The organism is Microbacterium sp. PI-1 (assembly GCF_004337555.1).
GTDB lineage: Bacteria > Actinomycetota > Actinomycetes > Actinomycetales > Microbacteriaceae > Microbacterium > Microbacterium aurugineum.
In genome coordinates, this window is the sequence record NZ_SJYZ01000026.1 from 1 (window position 1) to 13,411 (window position 13,411).

The 13,411-nt window shown below is 67.9% G+C and carries 11 protein-coding genes; 4 read left to right on the plus strand and 7 right to left on the minus strand.

The features are described from left to right. Positions 1-142: 142 nt before the first annotated feature. From E0W80_RS16240 to E0W80_RS16255, 4 genes are all read right to left on the minus strand, one after another. On the minus strand, positions 143-2,641 hold the full coding sequence (locus tag E0W80_RS16240) for a hypothetical protein (protein ID WP_131494068.1): 2,499 nt from the start codon (positions 2,639-2,641) through the stop codon (positions 143-145). Further along, positions 2,634-3,155, minus strand: coding sequence for a hypothetical protein (locus E0W80_RS16245; protein ID WP_131494070.1), 522 nt, complete (start codon positions 3,153-3,155; stop codon positions 2,634-2,636). Before E0W80_RS16245 ends, E0W80_RS16240 begins: the two co-directional genes overlap by 8 nt. Before the next feature lie 367 nt (positions 3,156-3,522). Further along, the gene (locus tag E0W80_RS16250) at positions 3,523-4,986 is read right to left on the minus strand and encodes an NAD-dependent succinate-semialdehyde dehydrogenase (RefSeq protein WP_131494072.1); all 1,464 of its coding nucleotides are present in this window, start codon (positions 4,984-4,986) and stop codon (positions 3,523-3,525) included. Between the two features lie 173 nt (positions 4,987-5,159). Then, positions 5,160-5,792 (minus strand): AmiS/UreI family transporter, encoded by a 633-nt coding sequence (locus tag E0W80_RS16255; protein WP_240740572.1) that lies wholly within the window; start codon positions 5,790-5,792, stop codon positions 5,160-5,162. A 173-nt stretch (positions 5,793-5,965) separates the two neighbouring features. On the opposite strand from E0W80_RS16255, the gene E0W80_RS16260 reads away from it, so the two are divergent. Both E0W80_RS16260 and E0W80_RS16265 read left to right on the plus strand, forming a co-directional pair. Then, a complete protein-coding gene (locus E0W80_RS16260; RefSeq protein WP_131494074.1) occupies positions 5,966-7,381 on the plus strand; it encodes a PucR family transcriptional regulator in 1,416 nt (471 codons plus the stop codon). Between the two features lie 330 nt (positions 7,382-7,711). Next, positions 7,712-9,049 (plus strand): permease, encoded by a 1,338-nt coding sequence (locus tag E0W80_RS16265; RefSeq protein ID WP_131494076.1) that lies wholly within the window; start codon positions 7,712-7,714, stop codon positions 9,047-9,049. A 61-nt stretch (positions 9,050-9,110) separates the two neighbouring features. Here E0W80_RS16265 and E0W80_RS19435 read toward each other — a convergent pair whose 3' ends face one another. After that, the gene (locus E0W80_RS19435; RefSeq protein ID WP_276320549.1) at positions 9,111-9,959 is read right to left on the minus strand and encodes an MFS transporter; all 849 of its coding nucleotides are present in this window, start codon (positions 9,957-9,959) and stop codon (positions 9,111-9,113) included. Between E0W80_RS19435 and E0W80_RS19520 the strand changes: the two genes are divergently transcribed. Both E0W80_RS19520 and E0W80_RS19525 read left to right on the plus strand, forming a co-directional pair. Beyond that, positions 9,908-10,099, plus strand: a complete 192-nt coding sequence (locus E0W80_RS19520) for a hypothetical protein (protein ID WP_276320551.1) — start codon at positions 9,908-9,910, stop codon at positions 10,097-10,099. The genes E0W80_RS19435 and E0W80_RS19520 overlap by 52 nt on opposite strands. A 21-nt stretch (positions 10,100-10,120) precedes the next feature. Further along, positions 10,121-10,375 (plus strand): hypothetical protein, encoded by a 255-nt coding sequence (locus E0W80_RS19525; protein ID WP_276320550.1) that lies wholly within the window; start codon positions 10,121-10,123, stop codon positions 10,373-10,375. A 293-nt stretch (positions 10,376-10,668) separates the two neighbouring features. Here the strand turns inward: E0W80_RS19525 and E0W80_RS16275 are convergent, their stop codons facing one another. Then, positions 10,669-11,934, minus strand: a complete 1,266-nt coding sequence (locus tag E0W80_RS16275) for a Glu/Leu/Phe/Val dehydrogenase (RefSeq protein ID WP_240740573.1) — start codon at positions 11,932-11,934, stop codon at positions 10,669-10,671. Then, entirely contained in the window at positions 11,931-13,295 is a 1,365-nt protein-coding gene (gabT, locus tag E0W80_RS16280; RefSeq protein ID WP_131494078.1) for a 4-aminobutyrate--2-oxoglutarate transaminase, read from the minus strand. The genes E0W80_RS16275 and gabT overlap by 4 nt, the downstream gene beginning before the upstream one ends. Positions 13,296-13,411 lie beyond the last annotated feature (116 nt).

The following is a 13,411-nucleotide window of genomic DNA, read 5'->3' on the forward strand; positions in this document are numbered from 1 at the left end:
TACTTTCTCTTCTCGAGAAGGTGTTGTTGTTGCGCTTCACCGCAGGCGCCGAGGGCAGCAGACCCCATTTCGTAGCTCGTGGCGCCATCGAGTCGGGCCGCCGTGGAGCCCCCGATAGTCCCGGAGAGAGCGACCGCGTCGGCTATTCCGCCACGGTCTGCCCTTCGTCGTCGTCAGAGCGGATGAGGTCGTCGACCAGGTCGATCGCGATGTCAGCATTGTCGCCCGCCATCGCCCGCACCGCCTTCTCGTAGGCCTTGCGGACGCGAGCGAGCAGCGCCGGCGGCAGCTCGAGCAACTGGAAGACCGCCTGCGCGAACCCAAGAGACTGTGTGACGCGGTACATCTCGCCCTCGCTATGCAGGTCGCGCCGTCCGCGAGCTTTGCTGGCTGCTTCCAGCCCGAGGAGGACGCTGTATGCCAGCACGGTGCCCGCTGCGTGGGCGTGCCCGCGCCTCAGCCACGTGAGCCCTGGCAGATGGAGCTTCTCTACGAATCCGAACTGGGAACCCGTCTTCTGCGCAGACCGGGCGAACCTGTCCAGCTGGCGGCGGAACCGTGACCAATCCCCGATGTTCGCAAGGCTGTCGAGAGCAAAGGCTTGGTATTCTCCGACCTCCCGCTCTTCAGCGAGGTCGATGCAGCGAAGCCACGCTCGGTACGCCGCTTCGTACTCACCGCGTGCGTATTCGACGCTGGCGTGCACGCTCTCGGCGCGAGCGAGCGCATCGCCGGAGCCGCTTTCCTGCGCAAGACGGTCGGCGATTCCTGCGGCGCTCTCGGCCTCGTCCAGCGCGCCCTCATCAACGAACGTGTTGGCGAGGGAAGCGGCCGCGGACGCGGCGCGCTCGAGATCACCAATCTGCTGTGCAAGCGACGCCGCCACGTCGAAATGCGCTCGCGCGCGTTCCTTTTCTCCTTGCCGCACCAGCGTCTCGCCGAGATTCCCCTCGACAAGGCACTGCAGAACGCGGTCGTGCAGCGACTTGGAAACCTCGAGGGCACGCTGCAGTCTCTCGGCTGCCGCATCGAGGTCTCCGGATTCTGCGGCCACGATCGCAGAGTCGTTCAGGACGTTGCCCAGTGAAGAAAGCTCGCCATTTGCCTCCGCGTGGTCAAGCGCTTCGTCAAAGAGCCGCATCGCGGACTCGTACTGCAGTCGTGCTCCGAGAGCGCCTGCATCTCGTGCGAGAGCCCAGATCTGCTCCGCGGCGTCAGCGCTCGCGAGCTTGGCCGCATCGACCAGTTGCTGTTCGGCCTTCGCGGAATCCGACGGTGCCGTGCTCAGCAGGAGCCATGCGCTGTTTCGCAGCAGCTCGGCCGCGTAAGTGGGCTCTGTCTGGCGAAAGCGCTCTGCGTCAGTCGTGAACGCGGCAGCCCCACGCTGCTGCTCCCCGGTCCGGTTCCACAAGATCCGAAGGTTGCGCACGACTTGTTCGGCCCACTCGAGGTCTCCGAGGTTCTCGAGTTGCGCACGTGCCTGGTGCAAGCTCGACTCGGCTTGCGCCATCTGCGCGGCGAAAGACGGATTCGGCTCGCCGTCGTCAGTGCTGAGGGTGGACTCAAGTGCAGCCGCCCCGCGGTCCGCCTGAGCCCGCGCCGCCATGAGCGCGTCGACGGGGGCGGCGTCCTCGATTACCGCGTCGAACGTCGCGATCGCTTCCTCGAAGCGCGCTAGCCGGGCGAGGGCGAGGGCGCGCGATGCCTCGCTCTCGCGCCAGCCTGGACTGTCGTCGACTGCGAGGGCCTGTTCGGACGCGATTTCCCACCAGTGGACCGCACGGCGGTCAGCGCCGCGTCCTTCGGCCATGAGAGCGAGGTTGACGGCGGCAATGCGCGCCTGTGGGTGATCAGCGCGGCGCTGCGCACTTCTCAGTGCCTTGGTCAGGAGCGGATATGCTGCGCGCTCATCGCCGTCGTCGAGACTCAGCAACGCGAACTCGAGGTCGATGCTCGTCGTGAGATGCCCATCACGCCCGTAGCGCACCGCCCGTGCCTGCTCCAGCAGGTCGCGGGCGCTCGCCACGTCCCCGTGCCGATTTCGCGCCTTCGCGAGATTGACAAGCGCAAGGGCTTCTCCGCGCGGGTGTGAGAGCCGCCGGAACGTGTCCAGCGCCCGAACCATCGCGACTGCGGCTTCATCGTCTTTCTCGCCGACCTGATCACCGGCGACGCCGGCGTGCAGAGTCGCGAAGGCGGCCTCGACGCCTGCATCGTTATCCGTGTAGGCCCTCGCGGCGCGCGCGAACAGGTCTCGGGCCTGTTCGTAGCGGCCTTCATGAACCGCGACCCGGGCCGACGCGTCGACCGCCGCGGCCCACAGCAATGTACGTCCCTGCTGCTTGAGCCCTTCCGCCAGGACGCCGATGTACCGTCGCTCGTCTGTGAATGCCGCGACCGCCTCAGGGTCTGACAGAGGCCCAGCCGCGATTCGAGAGAAGGCGGCCACGATGATCGACCGCGCGACACTCAAATAGCCGCCGTCGAGCAGTGCATCCACTTCGTCCAGGACGGAAACAAGGCCTCCGTCACCGTCCGCGAGAAGCGCCTTCCCGAAGTTCTCGCCAAGCTTCTGGAACGCCCTCGAAAGCACCTCATCATCGGACGCCGCGGCGCCGGCAGGCTTGTCGTTGTCAGACATGGCGTTGCCTCGTCTCCCGGCGTCTCATCAACTGCACTTCGCGCATCGCCCGCACCGCCGTCATATTCAGTGCGTCGTGGAGCAAGGACTCCAGCTCGTTCGCGTTCTTGAAGTTTCTCGTCACAACAGACCCGCGTTCTCGGCGGATGAACTCCCGCACCTCCGACGGAAGCTCATCGAAGTCGCCCCGGATGAGAATGTAACGCTCCGCCTGCGCTTCCTTCGCCGCTTGATACTCCTGGTAGATCACGTCGCTCAGGGGACCAGCCACGATAAGCAGGAGCCCATCGCTTGTTCCCGCGAACTGGGCGCACTCCTTCACCGAGTGAAGAACGCCAATGGGCGCGTCCCGCTCCCACCACCAGGCCGTGTGCGTCGGCCGCCGTTCGATCACCGCAGCAGCCCTTTGGCGCTCCTCATCCAATGACCCATCCATCTTCGAACTCACGAAGATGCGCACGCTGCGATGATCGCGGCCATAGCAAATCTCATCATCGAGGCTTTCCGTCGACAAACGACCCCCTCACGACGAGCAACGGCAACTCGGTCGGACTCCCCGCCTCACCGCTACTGGCGACGCAGGGTGCCCGACGACATTTCAAGGTATTGACGCGCATCGGGGCGCGTCACCGCACGGCCCGCCATTTGTTCATCCTATTGAGTCACCTCAGCCTCCGCGGATCAGCCGAGCCGTCGCTGGTGCGCCTCGTGTCGCAATGCCGATCAGGCTCGTGCCCTCCGCGCACAAGACGCCCCATCCCATCGGCATCTCACGCGGGGCGACGACCCCACAATCCCGCTGGCAACCGCCATCTGACCCCCCGAGCCCATCCTCAGGTGAATTGCTCAACGTCTGACAACGGCGCCGCCGAGTACACACTTCACGCGTTCGGAACCAGCGTGTACTTCGTGGAGAGGTACTCGTGGATGCCCTCGGCGCCGCCCTCGCGGCCGACGCCGGACTGCTTCACGCCGCCGAACGGGGCGGCGGCGTTCGAGATGACGCCCGCGTTCAGGCCCATCATGCCCGTCTCGAGACGCTCGATCATGCGGTGCCCGCGCTGCAGGTCCTCCGTGTAGACGTACGAGACCAGGCCGTACTCGGTGTCGTTGGCGAGGCGCACCGCCTCGTCCTCGGTCGAGAACGTGGCGATCGCGAGCACCGGGCCGAAGATCTCCTCGCGCAGGATCGCGCTGCCCGGCCGCACGCCGGTGACGACGGTCGGCTGATAGAAGGTGCCGGGGCCGTCGAGCTTCTCGCCGCCCGCGACGATCGTCGCACCGCGCTCGGTCGCGTCGGAGACCAGCTCGGCAGCCTTGGCGACGGCGTCGGCGTCGATGAGGGGCCCGATCTCGACGCCCTCCTCGGTGCCGCGGCCGATCTTCATCTTCTGGACCCGCTCGGTGATCCGGTTCGCGAACTCCTCGGCGACCGACTCGTGCACGATGAACCGGTTCGCCGCCGTGCACGCCTGGCCGATGTTGCGGAACTTCGCGAGCATGGCGCCGGTGACGGCCTTGTCGAGGTCGGCGTCCTCGAACACGACGAACGGGGCGTTTCCGCCGAGTTCCATCGACACCCGCAGCACGCCGTCCGCGGCCTGGGCGATGAGCTTGCGGCCCACCTCCGTCGATCCGGTGAACGACAGCTTGCGCAGGCGCGGATCGGCGATGATCGGCGCCGACAAGGAGGCGGCAGCGCTTGTCGGCACCACGTTGACGACACCCGCGGGCAGGCCCGCCTCGACGAGCAGCCGCGTGAAGAACAACGTCGTCAGCGGCGTCAATTCAGCCGGCTTGATCACGACCGTGCAGCCCGCGGCCAGGGCGGGAGCGATCTTGCGCGTGACCATCGCGAGGGGGAAGTTCCACGGCGTGATGAAGAACGACGGCCCGACGGGGCGCTGCGACACGATGATGCGGCCGGTGCCCTCGGGGTTCGCGCCGTAGCGGCCCGAGATGCGCACGGCCTCCTCGCTGAACCAGCGGTTGAACTCGTTGCCGTAGGTGACCTCGCCCTTGGCCTCGGCGAGGGGCTTGCCCATCTCGAGGGTCATCAGCAGGGCGATGTCGTCGGCGCGCTCGCGCACGATGTCGAACACGCGACGCAGGATGTCGCTGCGCACCCGCGGCGGCGTCGCCGCCCACTCCTCCTGTACGGCGGCCGCGGCGTCGAGCGCCTTCACGCCGTCCTCCGCGGTGGCGTCGGCCACGTGCGCGATGACTTCGTTCGTCGAGGGATCGCGTACCTCGAAGGTCCTGCCCGACGAGGAGTCGGCCCATTCCCCGCTGATGAACAGCCGGGTCTCGACCTCGGCCAGCAGTGCCTTCTCGCGTTCGTTCATGTGGTTCTCCGGTCAGGTTGAGCGGCGCTAGACAGCCAGGGGGTCATCCGATCCAGACATGACCGTAGAACCCCATCAGCGGGTGGCGGAATCGTACTGAAGGAGGAATCGTGGTGAAGATTCATCCTGAGGAATAGCCAACACAGAGCGCAGTCGACGGGTCACGGCGCAGCTCATGCGGCGGCGGGGTGTGCCGCGTCATCAGGTCGCTTCGCTCGCCCGAGAACCCAGGACACGAGCAGCAGGATGAGGCCGACGCCGAGCGCGATACTGCCGGTGAGCGGGGTGTCGGGGAAGCCTCCCGCCAGTTCGAGGAATCCCGGCACGCCAACGGTGAAGATGCCGAGCAGGAGCGTGAACCATCCGCTGAAGCGATCGATCCCCTTGGTCTGGATCGCGAGCATCAGGAAGAACAGGAACCACAGCGCGCCCCAGAAGAGCCAGAGGACCGCGTAGACGAATCCGCCCGACAGGAACTCGAGCAGGCTGAACACCACGGCGCAGGTCGTCACGAAGAGGGAGAACCAGCCGAGGCCCTCACCGCTCGCGCCCGTGAGCGCGTTGAGCCCGACATAGAGATAGGTGAAGCCGAAGAGGTAGACGGACGACGCGCTGAGGATGGCGTCGGTGTCGCCAGCAGCCTGGATGAGCGCCACGGTCGGGAAGATGACCTGCATGCTGCCGACGAGCAGATTGAACGGGGCTGCGGCCCTGCCGGATACGACGCCCAGCAGCACGAGCCCGTTGATGATGAGCGCGGCGGCCGAGTAGAGGAGCCCGACGTTGCTCACGGGTTCCCCCGACATCCGTGGACGCGAACGGGGTGATCCACCATGGACGGGCCTCCTCAGCATCGGCGTCAGCAGCGATCGGACGGCCAGCGTCTCGGCACCGTCCACCATGCGGCAACTGGACACCGATACGAATCGAACCGCACCATTCGTACGCTCGTCTGAAAGATGATCGCTACGATGCGTGCATGACCGACTCGCAGGGGATCCTCACCGTCGACGACATCCTCTCGACGGTGAGCCTCGACGTCCGCCTTCTCGCCGGCCGCGACGGCCTGGCGCGAGAGGTCCTCTGGGCGCACAGCTGCGAGCTGCCGGATCCGGCGCGCTGGCTCGGCCCCCATGAGCTGCTCATGACCGTCGGCCTGTGCGTGCCGCTGGATGCGGACGAGCAGGTCGCGTTCATCCGCAGCCTGGATGACGGCGGCCTGGCGGGGCTGATCGTCGGCGACCATGAGGAGACCGCGCCCCCGCTGACCGATGCGATGCTCGCGGAGGCGGATGAGCGTGGCTTCCCGGTGCTGCTCGCCGCGCCGCACACCCCGTATGCGGTCGTCGCGCGCCACGTGGCTGCCGCCAATACGTCGTCGCAGACGCTGATGGTCCTCAAGCTCAGCAAGCTGTACCACCTCGCCGCGAACGCCGACGACGACGTCGACCGGCTCGCAGGGGATCTCGCCACGCTGCTGGGCGTCGGGATCCGCATCGAAGAGCCCACGACCGGCGTCACCGTCATCGATGCGGGTATCCCCGGTGGCGGACGTGAGAACGACGCCGCTCGCAGCTACCCGCTGCGGGGCGCGCACCCGGCGAGCCTGATCATCACCGAGCATCCCAGGGAGGAGCTCGACAGCTTCCTGCTGGTGCACCTGATGAAGGTCCTCGAAGTCGCGGTGGGGAGGATCCTGCACGCGGCCGAGCGCCGGCGCGAGTCGAGCGAGCAGGCGATGAGGTCGCTGCTCAGCGGCGTCACCCCGCGCAATCTCGACATCCTGCTCGCGCCGCATCACGCATCGGACGGCTATCAGGTCGCCGCATTCTCGTCGACGGAGGCGGACCGTGTCGCCCGCACCGCAGCGCTGCGCGGGCTGCCCGTCGTCGTGGGCGCCGGCAGCACGGGCCACCTCGTGCTCGTCCCGATCGAGGCCGTCCCCGAGATCCGGGCGCTGGCCGAGACCGGCGACGTCAGATTCGGCGTCTCCTCGACGTTCACCAGCTACGCGGACGTGCGCGTCGCCGCGGACGAGGCGGCGAAGACCCTCGCCGGCGCGCATCTCTCGGATCGTTCGTGGGTCGAGTTCGAAGGAGCGCGGATCTCCGTGCTCACACGCTCTCGGAGGGAGGCGGAGGAGATCGTCGCCGGCGTGCTGGGCGGCCTGCTCGAGGAGTCGGCGTCCGCGACCAACCTGCGTGAGACCCTCTTCGCCTACCTCCGTCACGACCGCAGCTGGCAGGTCACCGCTCATGAGCTCGGCATCCACCGTCAGACCCTGTCGTATCGCCTGAAGCGCATCGAGGAGGTCACCGGGCTCAGCACCAGCAAGTCGGCGGACCTCTCCGCCCTCTGGGTGGCGTATCAGGCCTGGGAGTCGCTGCGCGGATGACGGATCGCGCCGCGAAGCACGTCGCCGCGGGCGTGATCGTGGGCACGTGACCGGGAACGGGCGGTGACGAGACCGTAACGAGGCCTTTACGTTTCGTACGTAGTTCGACCGATGTCGCCGCATTCGACGTGGCCCTAGCTTGCCTCCAAGCGCTCAGAGCTACCCGGCCGGGAGAAGGGCTCGAACCCCGGTATGAGCGTGGACCCGCACTCATCCATCGACGGAGATGAGCGTTCGCATCGGTGCCGAGACCCGTGGCACCTCTGCCGACGTGCGCGCTTCACAGGGATGCCACACGCACCTCTCCGTCTCCTGTCCCAAGGAGTTTCAGTGAGCTATTCGGACTACGTTCTCCCCGCCACACAACGCGTCGGCAGATGGTCTCTCGCCATGGCATGGTGGGCGCTGTTCTCCGCGATGTTCTGGCTGTACATCGCGGTCGCCTCGGCGAACCTCGTCGGCGTCACCGACACGATCATCGGCATGGCGTTGTCGATCGCCGTCTACGGCATCATCAACGCGGTCCTGTCGAAGTACGGCGCACGAACCGGGCTCACGGTCGAGCTGTTCTCGCGATCCCTCTTCGGGATCGCGGGCTCGGCTCTCGCGACGCTCATCTTCGCTGCCACGGCGATCTACTACATCGTGTTCGAGGGCTCGATCATCGCCGTGGCGTTCCAGCAGTTCTTCGGCGGCGACATCAACCTCTGGTACCTGGCGGTCGTCGTGTACATCCTGCCGCTGGTCATCGGCGGCATCCACAACTGGCTGGATCGTCTCAACGGCTACCTGCTGCCGATCTACTTCCTCGGGCTCATCGCTGCCGTCATCGTGACGATCGTCGCGCACCCTGGCGCCCAGGTCGAGTGGCCGGCCGCCCCCGCGGAGAGCGGCCCCGTGCCGGGCTGGCTGACCACGTTCCTGGTCTACATGGGCGTGTACATCATGATGATGTACACGTTCGACTACGCGCGGCTCGGCAAGAAGAAGGACGAGAAGTTCCACGCCCACGTGTCCTTCGGGTGGGTGTTCTACATCTTCACGTTCGCGTTCAACGGTCTGATCGGCATCTACCTGACCGCCGCGTGGGGCACGGAGGGCACCGAGACGGGCGTCGTCAACGCGATCATCCAGGCGCTGGGCGTGGTCGGTCTGCTGGTCATCGTCGTCTCCCAGACGCGCATCAACACGGCCAGCTACTACCTCAGCTCGACCAACCTCGACGCCTTCGCGACCAGGATCTTCCGGCTCGCGCTGCCTCGATGGGTGTGGGTGATCGTGACCAGCGCGATCGCGTACCTCGTCATGCTGACGAACGTGCTCTCATGGATCCTCGTGGCTCTCGCCTGGCAGGGAGTCTTCGTCACCGCGTGGGTCGCGATCGCGCTGGTCTACATTCTGCGCTCCAAGCGCGATACGTCCGACCTCCCGGAGGTGCGGCGCGATCACCTCTCCGCCATCGCTCCGGGCGCACTCGTGTGGCTGGTGTCGTCGGCGATCGGCATCTTGCTCACCGAGCAGGAGGCGATCCCGGTGCTCGCGCAGCTGGCGCCGATCATCACCTTCGTGCTCGCCGGCGGCGGATTCTGGATCACGTCCACCGTGTGGCCGCCCCGGGTCCTCAGCGTCACCGAGGACGTGCACGTCGACGAGCAGGCGATGGCGTAGCCGCAGGAACGACGTGAGGGCCGGGACGCCTCCTCTGAGCGTCCCGGCCCTCACCTTTCACTCAAACTCCGACGGTGCGGATGGTCGCGGTGTCGGCGAGCGAGCGTCCCTTGGTCTCCGGCGCCCAGGCCCAGCAGATCGCGAGAGCGCCGAGGGTGACCAGGGCGAAGATGCCGAGCGTCCAGTTGACACCGATCGTCGCGATGCCGATCGGGACCAGGTACGTGCCGGTGGCGGCACCGATCCGACTGAAGCCGACCGCCACACCCACCGCGGTCGCACGCACTTCCGTGGGGAACAGCTCATTCGGGTAGATCCACTCGAGGATGCTCGGGCCGCCGGAGACGAAGGCATACACGAGGAATCCAGCGATCACGAACCACGCGGGCGCACCGACCCAGAGGGCGAGGGCGCCCAGTGCCGCGGCCATCAAGGCGAACGGCAGGAGCGTCATCGGCCGACGACCCCAGCTCTCGACGAGCTTCAGAGCCGGAACGACACCGATGGCGAACAGTGCCGCGATCAGCAGCTCTCCGAGTGTGCCGGCCGCATCGCCGGTGATGCCTGCGGAGGTGAGGATCACTGCTCCGAACGTGTAGAGCGCGTACTGCGGAGTGATCTGCGCGAAGTAGAGCACGCCGCACATGATCGTCCGCTTCCAGTAGCCGTTCTTCAACAGCATCGACAGGTCGCGCAGGGTCGACTGCTTCTCGCGGCTGTCGACGGTCGACAGGTCGACCTGCGCGGGCGGCGTCGGCGCCGTAGACGTCGGTGAGCACCTTCCGCGCTTCGTCGATCCTCCCCTTGCCGGCCAGCCAGCGGGGAGACTCCGGGATGCCGCGGCGCAGCAGGACGACGATGAGTCCGAGGATCGCGCCGCTGCCGAGCATGATCCGCCACGGGTGCTCACCCGTCGCGGTGACGAGGATGAACCCGAACAGGAACGCCGTCATGGCACCGAGCGACCACGCGAAGCCCGACAGCCCGATCATGAAGCCGCGACGCTTCTTCGGGGTGAACTCGGTCAGCAGGGATGTCGCGATCGGGTAGTCGGCGCCGATGGCGAGGCCGATGACGAACCGGAGGACGATCAGCTGCCAGGCGGCGCCGACGAACGCCGTGAGTGCGCACGCCGCGACAAGCACGGTGAGGTCGAGGGCGTACATCTTCTCGCGGCCGATCTTGTCGGTCAGCGCGCCGAAGACGGTCGCGCCGAAGAAGATGCCGATCAGCCCCGAGGCTCCGATCAGCCCGAGTTCCACCGGGTTCGCGGGGATCTCCGCGAGGAACCCGGCCATGGCGACGCCGATGAGGCTGATGATGTAGCCGTCGAGGAACGGCCCGCCACAGCAGGCGATCAGCAGCCGGCGATGGAACTTCGTGACGGGTGCGTCATCGATGACGGAGAATCCGCTCACTTGTACTCCTTACGTAGTGGGCGCGTGGCCGTGTTCAGCGCGAGGCTAGGACAGCGCGCCGCGGGCACGGCAACGTGCTCGGGGATGAAATCGCACCTCAATTCATCCGCTGGGCTAGTGAAGGCCGACCGGCGGAAGACGACACGAGGGCCAGGACGCCTCCTCGGAGCGTCCCGGCCCTCACCTCTTTCTCGGTGGCGATCAGGGGTACAGGCCGCGCAGCCGGTGCGCCTCGGTGACGCGCTCGACCGCGAGAGCGGTGGCGGCCTGTCGCAGCGTGAGCGAGCGGCGCTCGGCGTATGCGAGCACGGCGTTCCACGCCGCGGTGATCCTCTCCGACAGGCGCAGGGTGACCTCGTCCTCGGTCCACCGGTACGCCTGGTTGGCCTGCACCCACTCGAAGTAGGACACGATCACGCCGCCGGAGTTGGCGAGGATGTCCGGGACGACGAACACGTCGCGCTCGGCGAGGATCGCGTCGGCATCCTGGGTCGTGGGCCCGTTGGCGCCCTCGACGATCACGCGAGCCTTCACTCGCGACGCGTTCTCGGCGGTGATGACGCCTTCGATCGCTGCCGGCACGAGAAGGTCGACGTCGAGCAGCAGTAGCTCGGCGGGGTCGAGCGGTTCGGCATCGGGGAACCCGACGACGCTGCCGGTGCGCTCTGCGTGCCGGATCAGCGCGGGCACGTCGAGCCCGGTGGTGGAGTACACGGCGCCGTCCACGTCGCTGACGGCCTGCACCCGGATGCCGGCCTCGGCGAGGAAGCGTGCGGCGTCGCGGCCGACCTTGCCGAAGCCCTGCACCACGGCGGTCGCCTGGTCGACGCGGATGCGCCGGTGGCGCAGCGCCAGGATCGACACGTGGGCGACGCCCCGGGAGGTGGAGCTGGCGCGGCCGAGAGAGCCGCCGAGGCTGATCGGCTTGCCCGTGACCACCCCCGGGACCGTGTGGCCGACGTTGACCGAGTAGGTGTCCATCATCCACGCCATGGTCTGCTCGTCGGTGCCGATGTCGGGTGCGGGGATGTCGATGTCGGGCCCGATGATCGGCAGGATCTCGCTCGTGTAGCGGCGCGTGACCCGCTCGAGCTCTGCCGTCGAGTGGGCGCGCGGGTCGATGGCGATCCCGCCTTTCGCGCCGCCGTAGGGCACGTCCACGAGCGCGCACTTCCAGGTCATCCACATCGCGAGCGCGCGGACCTCGTCGAGGTCGACGGCGGGGCTGAAGCGCAGGCCGCCCTTGGCGGGCCCGCGCGACAGGTTGTGCTGGACGCGGTGGCCGACGTAGACGGCGACGGATCCGTCGTCCCGTCGCAGCGGCACGCTGACGGTCAGTTCCCGCCGCGCGGTGGCGAGCATCCGGTGCAGGCCTTCGCCGTAGCCGAGGTGGGCCACGGCGGCGGCCAGCTGCGCGTGCGCGTCCTCGAGCGGGGTGCGGGTGGCGAGGGCGAGCGGGGTGCTCACACCGTCTCCAGAGCCTCGGCGACGACGCCCAGGCCCTCGCGCAGCAGGTCGTCGCCGATGCTGAGCGGCGGCAGGAAGCGGATCACGTTGCCGAACGTGCCGGCCGTGAGCAGCACGACGCCCCGAGCGTGCGCATACGCCGCGATCCGCGCGGTGAGTGCGGCGTCCGGATCGCCGGTGGCGGGGTCGACGAGCTCGATGGCGACCATGGCGCCGCGACCTCGGACGTCGCCGACGCGCGGGTCGCCGTCGCGCAGCGCGTCGAGCTGCTCGCGGAGGATCGCGCCGATCTGCTGGGCGCGCTCGACGAGCCCGCCGTGCTCGAACAGGTCCAGAGAGGCCAGCGCCGCGGCCACCGCGACGGGATTGCCGCCATAGGTGCCGCCGAGCCCGCCGACGTGGACGGCGTCCATGATCTCCGCCCGGCCGGTGACGGCCGACAGCGGCAGGCCGCCGGCGATGCCCTTGGCGGTGGCGACGAGGTCGGGGACGAGGCCCTCGTGGTCGCTGGCGAACATCGCGCCGGTGCGGGCGAAGCCCGTCTGCACCTCGTCGGCGATGAACACGACCCCGTTGTCGGCGGCCCAGCGCGACAGGGCGGGCAGGAACCCCTCGGCAGGGACGATGAAGCCGCCCTCGCCCTGGATCGGCTCGATGATGATCGCGGCGAGGTTGGCGGCGCCGACCTGCTTCTCGATCATGGTGATCGCCCGGCGCGCGGCCTCCGCGCCGGAGAGCCCCCCGTCGCGGTACGGGTACGAGAGCGGCGCGCGGTACACCTCGGGCGCGAACGGACCGAACCCGTTCTTGTACGGGTGCGCCTTCGCGGTGAGAGCCATCGTGAGGTTGGTGCGGCCGTGATAGGCGTGATCGAACGCGACCACCGCCTGGCGGCCCGTGTGAGCGCGGGCGATCTTGATGGCGTTCTCCACCGCCTCCGATCCGGAGTTGAACAGCGCCGTCCGCTTGTCATGGTCACCGGGGGTGAGACGGTTGAGCGTCTCGGCGACCGCGACGTAACCCTCGTATCCGGTGATCATGAAGCAGGTGTGCGTGAAGCTCGCCGCCTGCGCCGACACCGCTGCGACCACCTCCGGCGCGGCGTTGCCGACCGTGGTCACCGCGATTCCCGAGCCGAGGTCGATGAGGCTGTTGCCGTCGACATCGACGATCACGCCGCCGCCGGCGGCGACGGCGAACACCGGCACGGAGATGCCGACACCGCCGGCCACCGCGGAGGTCTTGCGGGCGAGCAGGTCCTTCGATCGCGGTCCCGGGATCGATGTGGCCAGCAGTCGTCGCTGAGGCAGCTCGGGGCCACCCTGAATCTGAGTCGTGGCGTGTGGGGAACGTGCGGTCATGGGCGAGCCTCCTGTCGAGTGTGAGGCCGAAGTTAGCCCGATGCCGGCCGGGCGGTACAGCGCCAGAGTGGCGTTCTTGCGCAAACCCGTGCCAATTTGGCAGGCAAGGCTTACGC